The 18018-nt window shown below is 64.3% G+C and carries 19 protein-coding genes and 1 pseudogene; 16 read left to right on the forward strand and 4 right to left on the reverse strand.

Annotated features, from left to right (window positions below; translation table 11 throughout):
* The first annotated feature begins 3 nt into the window (after positions 1 to 3).
* The 4 genes from kdpC to Q8O96_RS08270 are packed head-to-tail and all read left to right on the forward strand — an operon-like array spanning position 4 to position 6215.
* The gene (kdpC, locus tag Q8O96_RS08255; RefSeq protein ID WP_305948652.1) at positions 4 to 687 is read left to right on the forward strand and encodes a K(+)-transporting ATPase subunit C; all 684 of its coding nucleotides are present in this window, start codon (positions 4 to 6) and stop codon (positions 685 to 687) included.
* A 12-nt stretch (positions 688 to 699) separates the two neighbouring features.
* Positions 700 to 2772 (forward strand): potassium-transporting ATPase subunit KdpB, encoded by a 2073-nt coding sequence (kdpB, locus tag Q8O96_RS08260; protein ID WP_305948653.1) that lies wholly within the window; start codon positions 700 to 702, stop codon positions 2770 to 2772.
* A 60-nt stretch (positions 2773 to 2832) separates the two neighbouring features.
* Positions 2833 to 5526: a sensor histidine kinase KdpD gene (locus Q8O96_RS08265; protein WP_305948654.1), complete on the forward strand. Its 2694-nt coding sequence runs from the start codon at positions 2833 to 2835 to the stop codon at positions 5524 to 5526.
* Positions 5523 to 6215, forward strand: coding sequence for a response regulator (locus Q8O96_RS08270; protein WP_305948655.1), 693 nt, complete (start codon positions 5523 to 5525; stop codon positions 6213 to 6215). Before Q8O96_RS08265 ends, Q8O96_RS08270 begins: the two co-directional genes overlap by 4 nt.
* Here Q8O96_RS08270 and Q8O96_RS08275 read toward each other — a convergent pair.
* A complete protein-coding gene (locus tag Q8O96_RS08275; RefSeq protein ID WP_162884081.1) occupies positions 6194 to 6346 on the reverse strand; it encodes a hypothetical protein in 153 nt (50 codons plus the stop codon). The genes Q8O96_RS08270 and Q8O96_RS08275 overlap by 22 nt on opposite strands.
* Positions 6347 to 6567: 221 nt before the next feature.
* On the opposite strand from Q8O96_RS08275, the gene Q8O96_RS08280 reads away from it, so the two are divergent.
* The gene (locus Q8O96_RS08280; RefSeq protein WP_305948656.1) at positions 6568 to 7065 is read left to right on the forward strand and encodes a GNAT family N-acetyltransferase; all 498 of its coding nucleotides are present in this window, start codon (positions 6568 to 6570) and stop codon (positions 7063 to 7065) included.
* 94 nt (positions 7066 to 7159) lie between these two features.
* Here Q8O96_RS08280 and Q8O96_RS08285 read toward each other — a convergent pair whose 3' ends face one another.
* A complete protein-coding gene (locus Q8O96_RS08285) occupies positions 7160 to 7645 on the reverse strand; it encodes a GNAT family N-acetyltransferase (protein WP_305948657.1) in 486 nt (161 codons plus the stop codon).
* A 183-nt stretch (positions 7646 to 7828) separates the two neighbouring features.
* Here Q8O96_RS08285 and Q8O96_RS08290 point away from each other — a divergent pair, with 183 nt between their 5' ends.
* The 4 genes and pseudogenes from Q8O96_RS08290 (at position 7829) to Q8O96_RS08305 (ending at position 10448) form a co-directional block, all read left to right on the forward strand.
* Entirely contained in the window at positions 7829 to 8263 is a 435-nt protein-coding gene (locus Q8O96_RS08290; RefSeq protein ID WP_102860642.1) for an SgcJ/EcaC family oxidoreductase, read from the forward strand.
* Between the two features lie 67 nt (positions 8264 to 8330).
* Complete coding sequence (locus tag Q8O96_RS08295) at positions 8331 to 8675, forward strand: YciI family protein (protein ID WP_102860643.1); 345 nt, start codon at positions 8331 to 8333, stop codon at positions 8673 to 8675.
* Positions 8676 to 8701: 26 nt separating this feature from the next.
* A pseudogene (locus Q8O96_RS08300) lies at positions 8702 to 9192 on the forward strand (SRPBCC family protein).
* Positions 9192 to 10448 (forward strand): RNA polymerase sigma factor, encoded by a 1257-nt coding sequence (locus tag Q8O96_RS08305; RefSeq protein WP_250329518.1) that lies wholly within the window; start codon positions 9192 to 9194, stop codon positions 10446 to 10448. The pseudogene Q8O96_RS08300 and the gene Q8O96_RS08305 overlap by 1 nt, the downstream one beginning before the upstream one ends.
* A gap of 42 nt (positions 10449 to 10490) precedes the next feature.
* On the opposite strand, the gene Q8O96_RS08310 is transcribed toward Q8O96_RS08305, so the two are convergent.
* The gene (locus tag Q8O96_RS08310; RefSeq protein WP_102880623.1) at positions 10491 to 11345 is read right to left on the reverse strand and encodes a LysR family transcriptional regulator; all 855 of its coding nucleotides are present in this window, start codon (positions 11343 to 11345) and stop codon (positions 10491 to 10493) included.
* Between the two features lie 89 nt (positions 11346 to 11434).
* Here Q8O96_RS08310 and Q8O96_RS08315 point away from each other — a divergent pair, with 89 nt between their 5' ends.
* From Q8O96_RS08315 to Q8O96_RS08335, 5 genes are all read left to right on the forward strand, one after another.
* Positions 11435 to 11869 carry a multidrug/biocide efflux PACE transporter gene (locus Q8O96_RS08315; protein WP_305948658.1) on the forward strand — a complete coding sequence of 145 codons (435 nt, stop codon included), beginning with the start codon at positions 11435 to 11437 and terminating at the stop codon, positions 11867 to 11869.
* Positions 11870 to 12052: 183 nt separating this feature from the next.
* On the forward strand, positions 12053 to 12661 hold the full coding sequence (locus tag Q8O96_RS08320; RefSeq protein ID WP_102860648.1) for a paraquat-inducible protein A: 609 nt from the start codon (positions 12053 to 12055) through the stop codon (positions 12659 to 12661).
* Entirely contained in the window at positions 12661 to 13275 is a 615-nt protein-coding gene (locus Q8O96_RS08325; RefSeq protein ID WP_102860649.1) for a paraquat-inducible protein A, read from the forward strand. The genes Q8O96_RS08320 and Q8O96_RS08325 overlap by 1 nt, the downstream gene beginning before the upstream one ends.
* On the forward strand, positions 13268 to 14959 hold the full coding sequence (locus Q8O96_RS08330) for an intermembrane transport protein PqiB (RefSeq protein ID WP_305948659.1): 1692 nt from the start codon (positions 13268 to 13270) through the stop codon (positions 14957 to 14959). Before Q8O96_RS08325 ends, Q8O96_RS08330 begins: the two co-directional genes overlap by 8 nt.
* On the forward strand, positions 14956 to 15540 hold the full coding sequence (locus tag Q8O96_RS08335; RefSeq protein WP_102860651.1) for a membrane integrity-associated transporter subunit PqiC: 585 nt from the start codon (positions 14956 to 14958) through the stop codon (positions 15538 to 15540). Before Q8O96_RS08330 ends, Q8O96_RS08335 begins: the two co-directional genes overlap by 4 nt.
* Positions 15541 to 15787: 247 nt before the next feature.
* Here the strand turns inward: Q8O96_RS08335 and Q8O96_RS08340 are convergent, their stop codons facing one another.
* Positions 15788 to 16705 carry a LysR family transcriptional regulator gene (locus Q8O96_RS08340; protein WP_102860652.1) on the reverse strand — a complete coding sequence of 306 codons (918 nt, stop codon included), beginning with the start codon at positions 16703 to 16705 and terminating at the stop codon, positions 15788 to 15790.
* Between the two features lie 211 nt (positions 16706 to 16916).
* Here Q8O96_RS08340 and Q8O96_RS08345 point away from each other — a divergent pair, with 211 nt between their 5' ends.
* Positions 16917 to 17675 (forward strand): 5-oxoprolinase subunit PxpA, encoded by a 759-nt coding sequence (locus tag Q8O96_RS08345; RefSeq protein ID WP_102860653.1) that lies wholly within the window; start codon positions 16917 to 16919, stop codon positions 17673 to 17675.
* A gap of 94 nt (positions 17676 to 17769) precedes the next feature.
* Positions 17770 to 18012: an acetyl-CoA carboxylase gene (locus Q8O96_RS08350; protein WP_102860654.1), complete on the forward strand. Its 243-nt coding sequence runs from the start codon at positions 17770 to 17772 to the stop codon at positions 18010 to 18012.
* The last annotated feature ends 6 nt before the right edge of the window (positions 18013 to 18018 follow it).

An 18018-nucleotide genomic window follows, 5' to 3' on the forward strand; every position in this document is an offset into this window, starting at 1 on the left:
GTGATGACGACGCAAATGCAAACCCAAGGCACCACTGCGGTGCTGTTCAAGGGCCTGTTGCGCCCGGTGCTGGTGGCGGCGGTGTTCTTCATGCTGCTGACCGGGCTGGCCTATCCGTTGGCGACCACCGTGCTGGCCAACCTGCTGTTCCCGTTTCAGGCCCAGGGCAGCCTGGTGCAGCGTGACGGGGTGGTGGTGGGCTCGGCACTGATCGGTCAGTCCTTCAGTCGCCCGGAGTATTTCCAGGGCCGCCCGAGCATGACCCTGGGCAGCGATCCGCTGGACCCGAGCAAGAGCGTGCCCCAGCCCTACAACGCCGGGGCCAGTGGTGCCAGCAACCTGGGCCCCACCAACCAGAAACTGGTGGACAGCGTGGCGGCGCGGGTCAGCGCCTATCGCCAGCTCAACGGCCTGGCGGCGGACATGCCGGTACCGGTGGACGCGGTGACCGCTTCGGCTTCCGGCCTGGACCCGCACATCTCCCTGGCCAACGCCCAGCTGCAATTGAACCGGGTGGCCCGCCTGCGCAACCTGCCGCTGGCCGAGCTGCAGGCGCTGCTGCAGGACCACAGCGAAAGCCGCACCTTCGGCCTGCTGGGCGAGCCCCGGGTCAATGTGCTGCAACTCAATCTCGCGCTGGATGCCCTGGCACCCGTGCATGCCTCGCCCCTTGCGGTCAGTGAGTAAGAGATACCGATCATGAGTAATAACCCTCGTATAGCGTTGTTCGACCGTGGGCTGCTGTTCACGGCGTGCCTGGATGCGGTGAAGAAGCTGCTGCCACAGGCGCAGTGGAAGAACCCGGTGATGTTCGTGGTCTATCTGGGCAGCATTCTCACCACTTTGCTGTGGTTCCAGTCCCTGGGCGGTGAAGGCGAGGCCTCCAGCGGCTTCATCCTCAGCATCACCCTGTGGCTGTGGTTCACCGTGCTGTTCGCCAACTTCGCCGAGGCCCTGGCCGAGGGCCGCAGCCGGGCCCAGGCTGCGAGCCTCAAGGGCATGAAGCGCCAGACCCTGGCCAAGCTGTTGCAGCAGCCCAGGCATGGCGCCGCCTGGCTGCCGATGGCCGCCAGCGAGCTGCGCAAGGACATGGTGGTGCTGATCGAGGCCGGCGACCTGGTGCCGCTGGATGGCGAGGTCATCGAAGGCGTGGCCACGGTGGACGAGAGCGCCATCACCGGTGAATCGGCGCCGGTGATCCGCGAGGCCGGGGGCGACTTCTCCTCGGTCACCGGCGGCACCAAGGTGCTGTCCGACTGGCTGGTGGTGCGCATCAGCGTCAACCCCGGCGAGTCGTTCCTGGACCGCATGATCTCCATGGTGGAATCGGCCAAGCGCCAGAAAACCCCCAACGAGGTGGCCCTGACCATTCTCCTGGTGGGGCTGACCCTGCTGTTCCTGCTGGTGATCGTGACCCTGAGCCCGTACTCGATCTTCGCCGTGGCCATGAGCGGCACCGGCAGCGTGATCAGCGCCACGGTGATGGTGGCGTTGCTGGTGTGCCTGATCCCCACCACCATCGGCGGCCTGCTCTCGGCCATCGGCGTGGCAGGCATGAGCCGGATGATGTCGGCCAATGTCATCGCCACTTCCGGGCGCGCTGTGGAAGCCGCTGGTGACGTCGACGTGCTGCTGCTGGACAAGACCGGCACCATCACCCTGGGCAACCGTCAGGCCAGCGCCTTCCTGCCGGCCCCGGGGATCAAGGACAGCGAGCTGGCGGACGCCGCGCAACTGGCTTCCCTGGCCGACGAAACCCCGGAAGGCCGCAGCATCGTGGTGCTGGCCAAGCAGAAGTTCGACATCCGTGGCCGCGACATCGAGGCCCTGGGCGCCAGCTTCGTGCAGTTCACCGCGCAGACCCGCATGAGCGGCGTCGACCTGCCGGAGGGGCGCAGCATCCGCAAGGGCGCGGCCGATGCCATTCGCCGGCACATCGAAGCCCTGGGTGGCAGCTTCCCGCCGGCCTTGCAGGCCAAGGTCGACGAAGTCTCCCGGCGCGGCAGCACGCCGCTGGTGGTCAGCGACGGCGCCCAGGCCCTGGGCGTGGTGGAACTCAAGGACGTGGTCAAGGGCGGGATGAAGGAGCGCTTTGCCGAACTGCGGCGCATGGGCATCAAGACCGTGATGATCACCGGCGACAACCGCCTGACCGCGGCGGCGATTGCCGTGGAGGCCGGGGTCGATGACTTCCTCGCCGAGGCCCGTCCCGAGGACAAGCTGCAACTGATCCGCGACTACCAGGCCAAGGGCAAGCTGGTGGCCATGACCGGCGACGGCACCAACGACGCCCCGGCCCTGGCCCAGGCCGACGTTGCGGTGGCGATGAACAGCGGCACCCAGGCGGCAAAGGAAGCCGGCAACATGGTTGACCTGGACAGCAACCCGACCAAGCTGATCGAAGTGGTGGAAGTCGGCAAGCAGATGCTCATGACCCGCGGCGCCCTGACCACCTTCAGCGTGGCCAACGACGTGGCCAAGTATTTTGCTATCGTACCGGCCGCGTTCGTCGCCACTTACCCGCAGTTGGGCGCGTTGAACGTGATGCAATTGACCAGCCCGAACTCGGCGATTCTCAGTGCGGTGATCTTCAACGCGCTGATCATCGTGTTCCTCATCCCCCTGGCGCTCAAGGGGGTGAAGTATCGGTCCATCGGCGCGGCGGCCTTGCTTAACCGCAACCTGCTGATCTACGGACTGGGCGGGGTGCTGGTACCCTTTGCCGGGATCAAGCTGATTGACATGCTGCTGGCCGGGCTTGGCCTGGTTTGACGCAAGGACAGGCAATGCGGCGCTCCCTGGGGGCGCCGCATTGTTCATTTAAGGAAGCTCATGACTGTGCTTGATGCAAGTCCTGCGCCCCGCGACGGGCGCCCCGATCCCGATGCGCTGCTGGAAAAGCTGCAACAGGACGAACAAGCCGCCCAGCGCGGCAAGCTGCGGATCTATTTCGGTTCCAACGCCGGGGTCGGCAAGACCTGCGCCATGCTCACCGCCGCCCGCAACGAAGTGGCCCTGGGCCGCGACGTGGTGGCCGGGGTGGTGGAAACCCACGGCCGGCGGGAAACCGCCGAGCTGCTGCAAGGCCTGGAGGTACTGGAGCGTCACAGCCTGATGCACCGCGACTATGCCTTGCCCGAATTCGACCTGGACGCGGCCCTGGCGCGACGTCCCTCGGTGTTGCTGGTGGACGAGTTGGCCCACAGCAACGTCCCCGGTTCCCGGCATCCCAAACGCTGGCAGGATGTGGAAGAACTGCTGCGGGCCGGGATCGATGTCTGGACCACCCTCAACGTCCAGCACCTGGAAAGCCTCAACGACATCGTCAGCGGCATCATCGGCATCCGCGTGCGCGAGACGGTGCCTGATCACCTGTTCGATGAGGCCCACGAAGTGCTGGTGATCGACCTGCCACCGGACGACCTGCTGCGTCGACTCAAGGACGGCAAGGTCTACATGGGGCCCCAGGCCGAGCGCGCTTCACGCAATTTTTTCCGCAAGGGCAACCTGTTGGCCCTGCGCGAGCTGACCCTGCGCCGTACCGCCGACCGGGTCGATGCGCAAATGCGCGACTATCGCCGCGAGCGCTCGATCAATGCCCTGTGGCCGGCCCGGGAGCGCTTGCTGGTGGGGATCGCCGGTGACCCGGCGGACGAACGCCTGGTGCGCGAGGCCGCGCGCCTGGCGCAGAAACTCGAAGCCGACTGGATCGTCGTGCACGTGGCCTCGGCGCAACGTCGTGGCCACGGTGCCAGCCGTTATGCAGCAGCGATGAAGACCCTGGCCCTGGCCGCCGAGTTCGGCGCCGAGACCGCGACCCTGCCAGGCCTGGACGTGGCCGAGGCGCTGGTGGCCTGTGCCCGTGAGCACAATGCCAATCGCCTGGTGCTGGGCCATTACCCGCGCAAGGTCTGGCAGTTCTGGCATCAGTCGGTGAGTGATCGCATCAGCCGCCAGCATCCGGAAATCGATCAGATCGTGATCGCCAACGGGCCCTTGAGCCGGCGCCCGGCCGCTGCGGACAAGCCAGAGGCCGGATTGTCGCCGAGTCGAGCGCCGGCCTATCTGTGGGCCAGCCTGGCCTGTTTTGCCGCCACTGCAGTGGCGGCGCTGCTGCTGAAGGTGTTCGACCCGGCCAACGTGGTGATGTTGTTCCTGCTCACTGTGGTTCTGGTGGCCTTGCGTTTCGGGCGGGGGCCGGGTGTCTGGGCGGCCATGCTGGCGGTGCTGTGTTTCGACTTCTTCTTCGTTCAGCCGGTGTTGTCGTTCACCGTCAACGACACCCAGTATTTCTTCACCTTCGCCTTGATGCTTGGCATTGCCCTGATCACCGGCCAGCTCACCGCGCGGCTGCGCCACCAGGCCCGCACCGCCGCCGAAGGCGAACGCCGCGCCACCTCCCTGGCCGGGCTGGCTCGGGAGTTGTCGGCGGCACTGACCGAGGAGCAGATCTGCGCCGTGGCCCTGCGCACCTTCAGCGGGGTGTTCGAGGCCCGGGTCGGATTGGCGCTGCCGGATGCGGACAATCGCGTGCGAGCCTTGAATGCCAATACCCTGGCGGTCGATGAAAGCATTGCCCAGTGGGCCTATGACCACGACCAGCCGGCAGGCAGCGGCACCGACACCCTGGCGGCGGCCAAGGGCTGCTACCTGCCGCTCAAGGCACCGATGCGCGTGCGCGGGGTGCTGGTGCTGGAGCTGACGGACGCCGAACGCCTCAACGAACCCGAGGAGCAGCGCCTGCTGGAGGCCTGCATGAGCCAACTGGCAATCGCCCTGGAGCGGGTGCATTACGTCGAAGTGGCGCAGAGCACCGTGGTGCAGATGGAAGGCGAGCGCATGCGCAACACTTTGCTCGCCGCTATTTCCCATGACTTGCGCACTCCGCTGACCACCATCATCGGGGCCGCCGATGCCGCGTTGCCCCATGCCCCCAGTGGCCCGCTGCCCGAGCTGTTGCATGGCATCCATGATCAAGCCACGTCGATGCAGCGCCTGATCGAGAACCTGTTGGACATGGCGCGCATGCAGGAGCGCGGGGTGCGCCTCAAGCGTCAGTGGAATTCCCTGGAGGAGATTGTCGGCAGCGCCCTGCGCCAGTTGCGTGAGCCCCTGGCTGGACATGAACTGCGGGTGACCATGGCGCCCCATCTGCCCCTGGTGGAGGTGGATGCGCTGCTGCTGGAACGGGTGCTGGTGAACCTGCTGGACAACGCCGCCAAGTACACCCCTGCCGGCACCCTGGTGCAGATCACGGCCCGCCAGGTGGACCAGCAGATCATCCTGCAGGTCAGCGACTCCGGCCCCGGCTGTCCCAAGGGCAGTTCCCCGGACAGCCTGTTCGATGCCTTCAGCCGTGGCCAGCAGGAGTCCGCGGTGGCCGGGATCGGCCTGGGGCTGGCCCTGGCCAAACGGATTGTCGAAGCCCATGGCGGGCGTATCGAGGCCCAGCCTCACGCCGACGCCGGGCTGAGTTTTGTCATCACCTTGCCGGCGGGACAACCGCCATCCATGGAAGCCCTATGAGCAACCCACGCATCCTGATTGTCGAGGACGAAGCCAACATCCGGCGTTTTGTCGGCATTGCCCTGGAGGACGAAGGTTTCCAGGTGTTCGAGGCCGACAGCGTCAAGCGCGCCCTGATCCATGCCGCCAGCCGCCAGCCGGATCTGGTGATCGTCGACCTGGGCCTGCCGGATGGCGACGGCAAGCAATTGATCAGCGAGCTGCGCGGCTGGCTGGCGGTGCCGATCCTGGTGCTGTCGGCCAGGGACCGCGAAGACGAGAAAGTCACCGCCCTGGATGCCGGCGCTGATGATTATCTGGTCAAACCCTTCGGTGTGCCGGAGTTGCTGGCGCGCATTCGTGCGCAACTGCGGCGCCACGGCCAGAGCGGCGCGGTGGCGGCCACCAGCAAGGTGGCCTTCGGTGCCATCGAGGTCGACCTGGCCACCCATGAGGTGCGCCGCGAAGGGCAGTTGGTGCACCTGACTCCCATCGAATACCGTCTGCTTTGCGCCCTGATCCGCGGCCAGAGCCGGGTCCTGACCCATCGCCAACTGCTGCTGGAGGTCTGGGGCCTGGACTATGTCGACCGCGCCCATTACTTGCGGGTGCACATGGCCCATCTGCGGCAGAAGCTGGAAGCTGATCCGGCTCAGCCCCAGCACCTGATCACCGAGTTGCAGGTGGGTTATCGCCTGGTGGGGCTCTGATCCTGCCTGGTGGCGCCGCTCAGGGCTTTTTTGCCGCGACGCCGCTCATGTACAAAATCGATGTACAAGGTGATGCAGCCGAAGGCGGTGATGCTGAACAGCACAAGAAGGCCGATCTGGATGTTGCTCATGGGGAAAGTCCTGTGGGCAAGACGCGGCAGGGCCGGCTTGATGGGGCCGGCCAGGAGGCGTCGGGGATCAGATAGATAATCCCTGGGCGCCGCCCTTGCCAGGGTTTATATGAAAGCTTTACGGCGGCCCCGACTATCCCTATGCCCTGCATACGCCAGGCTCCCGGCAACGCCACTCTTGCTAGAATCGGCCATCCTTCACCGTCTTCAGGTTGCCGCCCATGACTGCTTCGACCCCGCTGATCCGTACCGTCCTGCCCTCCGACCTGGATGCCTGCTTTGCCATCGAGACCCTGGCCTACGAAGGCGACGAAGCTGCGACTCGGGAAAAGATCGCTACCCGCATCGCTACCTGGCCCGAGGGCTTTATCGTCGCCGAGGTGGAGGGGGCAGTGGCCGGCTTCATCAACTCCGGTGCCACCTTCGAGGTGCAGATGGCCGACGAAGCCTTCAAGGAACTGATCGGCCACGACCCGGCCGGTTCCGAAGTGGTGATCATGTCGGTGGTGGTGCATCCGGATTTCCAGGGCCAGGGTCTGTCCCGGCAACTGTTGCAAGCCTTCATTGCACGCATGACCGAGCTGGGCAAGGCGCGCATCCACTTGATGTGCAAGGAACGCCATGTACCGCTCTACGAGCGCTTTGGCTTCGTCTATGTCAAGGCGTCGGCGTCGGACCACGGCGGCATGGCCTGGCATGAGATGGTGCGGGGGTTGTAAGTCCCAGGCATGCCCCTGATGCACAAGGGGCGCCGGCGTAGGGGCTTTTCAGGGGGCTGCTAAGCAGGAGTGCCCTTGAGTTGAAGTGCTGAACTCAAAACGCCAGGACCATCCTGCGTTCATAACCCATCCGGCCTTTGCAGGCTTCGCCATTCTCGACCCAGCCCAGCTTGAGATAGAGCTGGAGTGCGGCGTGGTTGTCGGCATCCACCGCCAGCATCAGGCCCTTGAGCTGCGGCCATTCCTGGAGCGCGGCGCCGGGCAGGGCTTGCAGGCAGGCGGTGCCCAGTCCCTGGCCCTGGAACGGCAGGTCCACTTGCAGGGCGTGCAGGGTGGCGTGGTCGGCCTCGGCCCAGGCCGGCAGGCAAGGCGCGTGCTTGAGCAGCAGGAACGCCACCGGCCGTTCGTCGCTGAGCAGGGCAAAGCCCTTGATGGCGCCGGCCGGTGCATTGCCCAGGGTGTACAGCGCGCCATGGATATCCCCGGAAAACGCTCTCTGTTCAGGCCGTACTTCAAGGCTCAGCAGTTGGGCACGCTGATGGCTGTCGAGCTGTTCACAAGGCACGAGACGAGTGGTCACTGGCGGGACTGTCCAGGGGAGGGAAGGGGGCGGATTCTAGCGATTTTGCCCGAGCGGTAAAATTTTTTATCGAGGTTGTCGATTGTCTGGCTGGCCAGACGACTAAGGGTGAACCGAGCATTCAAGTGCGCTCTTGCAGGGGCTGCCCGGTGCCGGTTGATTCCACTCTTGAGGAGTTTTGCCATGCACAACCCATCCAGCGAAGCACAGATCCGCAGCCTGATCGGCCATTGGCAGCAGGCGGTGGTCGCCAGGGACATCGAGCGTATCGTCAGCTTTTACGCCGATGACATCGTCTCTTTCGACGCCGTCGGCGCCCTGCAGTATTCGGGCAAGGCGGCCTACCGTGAACATTGGCAGGCCTGCATGCAGGAGTGCCCGGGGCCGGGCATCTTCGAGTTCCACCAGCTGCGGGTGCGGGCCGCCGAGGAGCTGGCGTTCGCCCATTGGCTGGCCCATTGCGGGGGCACCGATGCCCAAGGACAGACCAAGGCCTGCTGGATGCGGGTGAGTGCCGCCTATGAGCTGCGCGACGGGCAGTGGCAAGTGGTGCATGAGCACTGGTCGGCGCCGTTCGACATGCAGACCGGGACCACTCAGTTCGATCTGCAACCTTGATGAGCGGGTGGTTCGCCAAAGGACAAAACAGCAACCATAGTTGATCAGCCCGAACCCGGAGACACCCATGAAATACCTCTGTCTGGTCTACAGCGATGAACAGTTGTTGCACAGCTTGCCCGAGAGCCCCAAGGACGCCGAGTGCCAGGCCTATGCCGAGTCGGTCCAGGGCAGCGGACGGATGCTTGCCGCCGAGGCGTTGCAATCGATACAGACCGCCACCACGGTGCGCATGCGTGGCGGCAAGCTCTCCATCACCGATGGTCCGTTCGCCGAAACCAAGGAGCAACTGGCCGGTTTCTACCTGATCGAGGCCAGGGATTTGAATGAAGCGATCCAGGTGGCGGGGAACATTCCGGCGGCCCGGGTCGGCAGTGTCGAAGTGCGTCCTGTGCGTGAACTCAATCCCTGATAACAAGCATAAGCAGGAGTTTGCCAATGACCTTTTCAACAGTCGGCCGCCAGGCCGCCGAGCATGAACTGTCCATCAGCCGCTTGATCGATGCGCCGCAGGCCAGGGTGTTTCGCGCCTGGACCGAGCCGGCGTTGCTGGCGCAATGGTGGGGGCCGCACGGCATGACCACCCCGGAGTGTGAAATGGATCTGTGGGTCGGTGGTCAATTTCGCACGTTGATGCGGGCTGCGGACGGTGCCGAATACCCGACCATGGGGTGTTTCTGGAGATCCACGCGCCGTCGCGCCTGGTGTTCACCGATGCCTATGTGCCGGGCTGGATTCCTTCGGGCAAGCCGTTTATGACCGCTGAAGTGACCTTCGAGGAGCAGGACGGCAAGACGCTCTACACCGCCCGCGCCATGCATTGGAGCGAAGCCGATCGGCAAGCCCACGAAGCCATGGGATTTCACCAGGGTTGGGGAGAGAGCCTGGAGCGTCTGGTGGCCCTGGTCACCCAAGGCATGGCGGACTGATGCCGGGTCAATCCGGTGAGGCCCTACAGGTCCTGGTGGCGCGGGTCTACCGCGAGCAATCGCGGCGCATTCTCGCCACCCTGATCCGCCTGCTGGGGGATTTCGACCTGGCTGAAGAGGCCTTGCACGAGGCCTTCTTTGTCGCCGTGGAGCGTTGGCAAAAGGACGGCGTTCCGGACAATCCTCGGGCCTGGCTGGTGTCCGTTGGACGCTTCAAGGCCATCGATGCCTTGCGCCGGCGGGCGCGCTTCGCCGCTTCCCAGGCGGCGCTGGTCAGCCAGCTGGAGCACCTGGAACAGCACGACTGGGAGGGTGAGGACGTGCAGGACGATCGCCTGCGGTTGATCTTCACCTGTTGCCACCCGGCGCTGGCGGCAGACGCCCAGGTGCCACTGACCCTGCGGGAAATCTGCGACCTGAGCACCGAGGAAATCGCCCGGGCCTTTCTTGTCTCTCCGGCCACCATCGCTCAGCGTATCGTGCGGGCCAAGGCGAAGATCCGCGACGCCGGAATTCCCTATCAGGTGCCGACGCTGGACGAGTTGCCCGAGCGCCTGGACAGTGTCTTGCGAGTGATCTACCTGGTGTTCAACGAAGGTTATTCGGCCTCCATGGGGGCCGAGTTGACCCGTGAGGACCTGACCCGTGAAGCGATACGCCTGGGGCGCCTGCTGCTGGAGCTGTTACCGGAAGCGGAGGTATTGGGCCTGCTGGCCCTGATGCTGTTGCACGAGTCGCGACGTGGGGCGCGACTCTCCAGCACGGGCGAGTTGATCCTGCTGGATGAGCAGGACCGTTCCCTGTGGCAACGGGCCTTGATGGACGAAGGTTGCGCCCTGGTGGAGCGCGGGTTGCGCAGCGGACGCGGCGGAGCCTATTGCCTGCAGGCGGCGATTGCCGCGGTGCATGCCGAGGCTCCCAGCGCCGAACAGACCGATTGGCCGCAGATCGTCGGCCTGTATGAGGTGTTGCTGCGGCTGCAGCCTTCGCCGGTGATCGAGCTCAACCGTGCCGTGGCCCTGGCCAAGCGTGACGGCCCCGCGGCCGGCCTGGAGCAGGTGGAGGCCATCCTGCAGCGCGGCGACTTGCAGGATTACCACCTGATCCACGCTGCCCGTGCCGACTTCTGCCGGCAGTTGGGGCGAGTCGAGGCGGCGCGGGAGTCCTACCAAAGAGCCTTGGCCCTGACCCGGCAAGCTCCTGAACGGCGTTTTCTCGAAGCGCGCCTGGCCCACCTGGTCTCCAGCTCTGCGTAGCTTTACAGGACGCGCTCTACAGGGGCGGATACCCGAGCTGCCTCACTCCAGCATCCGCCCCAACAGCCAGCTCCCGGCCGGCCCTGGCGGGTGCAGGCGCGACCAGAGGGCATCCACCACCACCTTGCGCGGCCAGCCGCGTACGTTCAGTTCCTGCAATTTGCCGGCGCCGAAGCCTTCCACCAGCCAGCTCGGCAACGGCGCCCAGCCAAAACCGCCCTGGGCCATTTCCAGCAGCATCAGGTAGCTGGGCGCCGACCAGACCCGTCCCTGGGGACGGCTGTCGTAGGGGTTGAGCACTGTCGCCAAGCGCAGTTCCCGGTGCTGGCGCAGGGCTTCCTGATCGACGTGCTCGAGCCGGGCCAGGGGATGCTTGCGGGAGACGTACAGGGACATTTCACCCTGTTCATCCAGGGTCTGGTGATCCAGGTCTGCCGGGTAATCGGCCTGCATCTCGGCGAAGGCGATGTGCGCCCGGCCACTTTGCACCAGGGCAATCAGGTCTTCGCATTCGGCAATCAGGCATTCCAGTTCCAGGTCCGGGTAACGCTGCTCGAAGGCGCTCAGGCAGCTTTCAAAGCGATCCGACTGATAGGTGTCGGACAGGGCAACGGTGAGTTTCGCCTCGACTCCCTGGGACAGTTGGCTGGCGGCCATTTCCAGGCGGCTGGTGGCCGCGAGGATTTCCTCCGCGTGCTGCAGCATCACCTGCCCGGCGGGGGTCAGGCCGGGCTTGCGGCTGGCCCGATCGAACAATTGCACATTGAGGTCGATTTCCAGGCTGGCCACTGCCGCGCTGATGGTGGACTGGCTCTTGCCCAGTTTGCGGGCGGCGGCGGAAAAGGAACCCTGGGTCGCTGCCTGGACGAACGCCAGCAGCACTTCGTGTGAGGCCATGAACTATCGCCTTGGTCGATGGTTATTGATTATTAAGTATCGACCTGATCCTGGAAAATCGCCAACACATTCACTCAAGGAGCACGGCAATGAGCCTGCAAAAATCCCTTACCGAACGTATTTTCCAGGCTGTAGGTTTTGAGCTGCTGGCCGTGCTGATCTGCACGCCGCTGCTGTCCTGGATCATGGATAAACCCATGGCTGACATGGGCCTGGTGACCATCGGCATCGGCCTTTTGGCGCTGATCTGGAACGTGGTGTTCAACGGTCTGTTCGATCGTCTGCTCAAGCGCCTGCAACTTGCACGCAATGGTTGGACCCGGGTCCTGCATGCCCTGCTGTTCGAAGGCGGTCTGGTGGCGATGGGGGTACCGCTGATTGCCTGGTGGTTGAATGTCAGCCTGTTGCAGGCGTTCATCCTCGATATCGGCGTGCTGTTGTTCTTTCTGCCCTACACCTACCTCTACCACTGGGTCTACGACGTACTGCGGGACAAGTGGTTGCAACAGCGTCTGGCTCATTGAGCCGCAGGCCTTTGTGATAGTCGCCGGTTTCGGCCGGCGAAAACCCACGGGGGGCCTATTATGGCGTAGAGGTCTGCGAGCTGATTTCAGACAGAACTGGACACCGTCCTCGGGTTTTTCTGAAAATGTGCGTCCGCTGGAGGCCGTCACTGAACCAGCAGCCCTCCCGACTATCTGAAGACCATGACTATTTCCCGCAACTGGATCATCTGCGAACACTGCGATTCGCTGTACGAATCCGTGCCGCTCGGCAAAGGCCAGGCCGCTCAGTGCTCGCGCTGTGGCGCGTTGCTGGCCCGTGCCCGCTACATGAACGTGCAGCAGCTGTTCGCCTTGTCGATTACCGCCGGGTTGTTGTTCGTTTTCGCCAATCTGTTTCCGGTGATCAAGATCAGCCTCGAAGGCCTGAGCAACGAAGCCACGCTCTGGCAGTCGGTAGAAGCCCTGGCCCAGGGCCGCATCAGCCTGATTGCGGCGATCACCGGCCTGACCATCATTCTGGCGCCGTGCCTGCAGATCATCCTGCTGTGCTGGGTGCTGGGGTTCGCCAATTTCGATCGTGCCGCGCCAGGCTTCAAGGCCTGCATGCGGGCCCTGGAGCACCTGCGGCCGTGGAGCATGCTGGAGGTGTGCCTGCTGGGCATTCTGGTGGCCATCGTCAAGCTCGCTGGCATGCTCGATGTGCACCCCGGCCTCGGGCTCTGGGCCCTGGCCATGCTGACGGTGCTGATCATCCTGATTTCCGGCAAGGACATCCGCTATCTGTGGGATGACCTGGAGGGTCGCTACTGATGAGTACGCCCCCTTACGCCCGGGACTATCAACTGATGCTCTGCCACACCTGCGGCCAGGTCTGCGAGCAATCCGAGCACCAGTGCCCCCGATGCGACTCCGTGGTCCATGCGCGCAAGCCCAACAGCCTGGCGCGGACCTGGGCCTTTCTCGTGGCCAGCCTGATCTTCTACATTCCGGCCAACCTGCTGCCGGTGATGCACACCAGTATTTTTGGCAGCGCCAGTGAAAACACCATCATGAGCGGCGTGGTGGAGTTCTGGAGACACGGCTCCTGGGACATCGCCCTGTTGATCTTCATCGCCAGCGTGGTGGTGCCCTGCATCAAGTTCTTTGTCCTTGGCACCTTGCTGGTGACCTGCCAGCGCCGCAGCCTCTGGGCCCAGCGCGAGCGTGCCAGGCTGTACCGTTTTATCGAGGTGATCGGCTATTGGTCGATGCTCGATGTGCTGGTGGTGGCCCTGGTGGCGGCCCTGGTGCAGTTTCGGGCCCTGAGTTCCATCGATCCGCGGATGGGCATTCTATTTTTTGGTTTGGTGGTGGTGCTGACGATGTTGGCGGCCATGAGTTTCGATCCCCGGCTTATCTGGGATGTAGAGGTTGAAGATGTCTGATCATCCAGGTTCCAAGGCGGCAGGTTCCCAGCCGGCTCCCGGCGCTCCGGCGCTGCGTACGCGGCGTTTCAATGTCTCGCTGGTGTGGTTGGTGCCCATTGTCGCGGCCTTGGTGGGGCTGTCGATGGTGGTCCACAACTCGCTGTCGGCCGGGCCGGAAATCACCATCAGTTTCCAGACTGCCGAGGGCCTGGAAGCCAACAAGACCCAGGTCAAGTACAAGAACGTGGTGATCGGCAAGGTGACCTCCATCGCCTTGAGCGACGATCGCCGCAAGGTGCTGGCCAAGGTCGAGCTGGATCAGTCCGCCGAACCGTTCACCGCCGACGACTCGATGTTCTGGGTGGTGCGTCCGCGGATTGGCGCCAACGGCGTTTCCGGGGTCGATACCTTGCTCTCCGGGGCCTTTATCGGCGCCGATGCCGGCAAGTCGGAGAAGCGCAAGAACAGCTTCAAGGGCCTGGAAACCCCGCCGCTCATTACCTACGGGCAGAAGGGCAAGCGCTTCACCCTGCACACTGACGACCTGGGCTCCCTGGACATCGGTTCGCCGGTCTACTACCGGCGCATCGAAGTGGGGCAGGTGGTGTCCTATCAGTTGGCCAACAGCGGCAAGGGCGTGGACGTGAAGATCTTCGTCAACGCGCCCAATGATAAGTACGTCACCACCGACAGCCGATTCTGGAACGCCAGCGGTGTGGATGTGACCCTGGGCGCCAACGGCTTGAAGGTCAACACCGAGTCGGTGTCCTCGATCCTTGCCGGCGGCATCGCCTTCGTCGAACCCAAGTACAGCCCCAACGCCAAGCCGGCCGAGGAGAATGCCGAATACACCCTGTTCGGCGATCAGGATACGGCGCTGGCTCCGCCGGACGGCGCGCCGTATTACATCCGCATGCGCTTCGATCAGGCCCTGCGCGGCCTGTCGCTCAATGCCCCGGTGGAGTTCCTCGGGGTGAACATCGGCAAGGTGGTGTCCATGGACCTGGACTACGACGAACAGCGCAAGTATTTCCCCACCCTGGTAGGGGCGGTGATCTATCCCGAGCGCCTGGGCAAGGCCCATGAAAAACTGGCGAAGCAGACCGGCGGCGAAGACGACGCCCGCTCCGCGCAACTGATCGGCGCCTTCGTCAAGAACGGCCTGCGGGCCCAGCCCCGCAGCGGCAACCTGCTGACCGGCCAGCTGTACATCTCCCTGGATTTTGTCGCCAATGCCAAGCCGGTGGCCTACAACCCCGCCGCACGGCCGCTGGAGATCCCCACCATCCCGGGCAGCATGGACAAGTTGCAGGAACAACTGCAGGCCGTGGTGGACAAGATCAGCAAGCTGCCGATCGACTCCATCGCCGCCAACCTCGATGGCAGCCTGGCGGAGATGCAGAAGACCCTGAAACAGGTCAACGGCCAAGTGCTGCCGCAGATGCGCGACACCCTGGAGCAGTCGAAGAAGACCCTGGCCAGCGCCAACGAGAGCTTCTCCGAGGATTCGCCGCAGCGACAGAAACTCAGCCAGGCCATGGAGGAAGTGCAGCGCACCGCCCGTTCGGTACGGGTGCTCAGCGACTTCCTCGGTCGTCATCCTGAAGCGTTGATTCGCGGTCGTCTCAAAGACAACCAACCGGATGCCTACCAGTCGCCATCCTCCTCTGTCCGCGAATCCGCACCGGAAGCCCAACCATGAAAAAAATCGCCTTGTTGTTGAGCCTGACCCTGGGACTTGCCGCTTGCAGCTCTGCGCCGACCCGTTACTACACCCTGATGCCGCCGGTGACTGAAGGCAGCGCTGCGGCCCGTAACGCGAATCTGCAGTTCGAGATGTCCACGGTGCGCATCCCGGTCCAGGTGGATCAGCCGCAACTGGTGGTGCGCCAGGACAGCGGCACCCTGGCGATCCTGGAAACCCAGCGCTGGAGCGCGCCCTTGGTGGATGAGTTCCACGACGCCCTGGCCAGCCAGATGGAGCACAAGCTCGGCACCCGCAACCTTGAAGGCTTGCCCAAGCAGCCCGGGCTCCCGGTGCTGTCGTTGCAGACCGATGTACGGCGTTTCGAATCCCTGCCCGGGCGTTACGCGCTGATCGATGTGGTCTGGAGCCTGCGCTTGCGGGGCGAGGGCGGCCCGGCCCGCAGCCTGACCTGCAGCAGCCAGATCCGCCAGCCGGCGGGTGTTGAACTGAGCAGCCTGGTGCAGGCTCATCAACAGGCCATTGCCCAGTTGGCCGCACAGATCGCCAGCACCGCACAGCGCTGGACCTGCCCCTGAATCAGCCCTGTAGCCGCTGCCGCAGGCTGCGAACGGCTGCGCAGGAGACGCAGGTTTTTCCGGCCGCCACAGGTTTGGCTCAGGATCGCCAGGCAAGGCCCTGCGGGCCTTTTCGCAGCCTCGCGGGCTCGGCAGCGGCTACAGGTGTCGGGTTGTAGCCGCTGCCGCAGGCTGCGAACGGCTCCGTAGGAGACGCGTGGATCTTGAGGTCGCTGGAGGTTCGGCAAGAGATCGCCAAGCAAGGTGTTCAGCGCCGGGCGCTGAGTTGCTGGGGCGCGAGGAAGGCGTCGTGGAAGTAGTCACGCAAGGCCTGCATCGCCGGGGTGAAAGTCCGTTCGCGGTGCCAGGCCAGGCCTACGCTCATCGGGGTCACTGCGTCGCTCAGGCTCAGGGTCTCGATGCGCTTGCCCTCCAGGGACCAGGGTCGATGCACCAGGTCCGAAAGAATCGCCACGCCGCTGCCGTTGGCCACCATGCTGCGCACCGCCTCCACCGAACTGGTGCGCACCCGGACATTGGGCTGCTGGCCGGCCTGTTCCCAGTAGCGCATGGCACTCTGCTCGGCTTCGTCGACGGTGAGCAGGATGAACGGCTCCTGGGCCACGTCCGCCAGGCTGACGCTGGCTCGTTCGCAGAGCCGATGGTGGGCCGGCAGCCATAGCCGGCGCTCGGAGTTGAACAGGGTTTCCGAAACGATGTCCGGGTGGGTCAGGTTGGCGGTGAGCACCACCGCCATGTCGAAACGCCCCTCCAGCAACCCTTGCTCGATGGCCTGGCGCTCCTGCTCGTGGAGTTCGATGGTGACGTCCGGGTGCCAGTGCTCCAGGCGTTGCAGGTGGTGCGGCAAGAAGTAGCCGATCACCGTGTAGCTGGCCGCCAGGTGCAGCACACCACTGGCCCGATAGTCCGGCAGCGGACTGTTCAGCGCATCCTCGACACTGCGCAAGATCACATAGGCGCGGTTGAGAAAATGCCGCCCGGCGTCGGTCAGGTTCATGCCCTGGGCCGAGCGCACGAACAATTGCACGGCGAGCATGGCTTCAAGCTCCTTGATCGCCGTGGTCACCGCCGATTGGGAGATATTCAAGTGGATCGCCGCCTGGGAGATCTGCCCGATCTCTGCGGTCGCCACGAAGTAGCGCACCTGGCGCAAGGTCAACGACATGTTCCATTCCCCATCACCTCTGCAGGAGCCGGTTTGTCGGCCAAAGCCATCTCACGCCGGTCTTCGCCGATACGTGGATCACCGCCTGCCTACTCCTAGCAGAGCTTTATCTGTTTTTCAGAAGATGCTCTATCTGATAATAGATCTTCCCAAGGGGTCAAGGCCGCTCTAATTTTCACTGCACGAAGTCACAAGAGTTGGAGCAACAGTGATGCAGGCAGTGGATTTCAATTCGGACATGGGCGAAAGCTTCGGCCCCTGGACCATTGGCGACGGCGTCGACAACGAGCTCATGGGCTTTATCAGTTCGGCCAATATCGCCACCGGCTTTCACGCCGGCGACCCCGGCACCATGCGCCGCACCATCGAACAGGCCAAGCGCCTGGGGGTGGCTATCGGTGCGCATCCGGGGTTCCGCGACCTGGTGGGCTTCGGCCGCCGGCACATCAACGCACCGGCCCAGGAGCTGGTGGACGACATGCTTTATCAGCTCGGCGCCCTGCGGGAAATGGCCCGGGTGCAAGGCGTGAAGTTGCAACACATCAAGCCCCACGGCGCGCTCTACATGCACTTGGCCCGGGACGAGGAAGCGGCGCGGCTGCTGGTGCAAAACCTGCGCAAGCTGGAGCCCGAGCTGCTGCTGTATTGCATGCCCAATTCGGTGATCTGGCACGTCGCCCAGGAGCTGGGCCAGCCGGTGATCCGCGAGTTCTACGCCGACCGCGATTACGACCTCAGCGGCTCCATCGTCTTCACCCGCCAGGTGCGCGCCCTGGACCCGGCTGCCGTCGCCGCCAAGGTGTTACGCGCTTGCCAGACCGGCCTGGTACGTACGGTTGAAGGCGAGGACCTGGCCATCGAGTTCGATTCCATCTGCCTGCACAGCGACACCCCCGGCGCCCTGGATCTGGTGGAGGCCACCCGCACGGCGCTGGATCAGGCCGGCATCGAGGTGCGCGCACCGCGCTGAGGCGCATCGACACGAAGCACCGCGCACAGACGCGGGGTTCATCTGGTTTTGATTTTTTGCCTGCCTTTCTACAACTATTCCAAAAGGAACAGACATGGCCGAATACAGTGTTATCACCCCCTTGCCGGGCACTTTCTATCGCAAGGCCACCCCGGAGTCGGCGCCTTTCGTCGAGGTCGGCGACAGCGTCAGCGCCGATACCGTGATCGGCCTGATCGAAGTCATGAAGCAGTTTTCCGAACTGACCGCCGGGAGCGCGGGTCAAGTCAGCGCCTTTGTGGTGCAAGACGGTGATCCGGTGGAACCGGGTCAGGTCGTCGCGACGCTCGAACAGTGAGGGCCA

This window comes from Pseudomonas sp. LPH60, assembly GCF_030718165.1.
In the GTDB taxonomy this organism is placed as follows: domain Bacteria; phylum Pseudomonadota; class Gammaproteobacteria; order Pseudomonadales; family Pseudomonadaceae; genus Aquipseudomonas; species Aquipseudomonas danubii.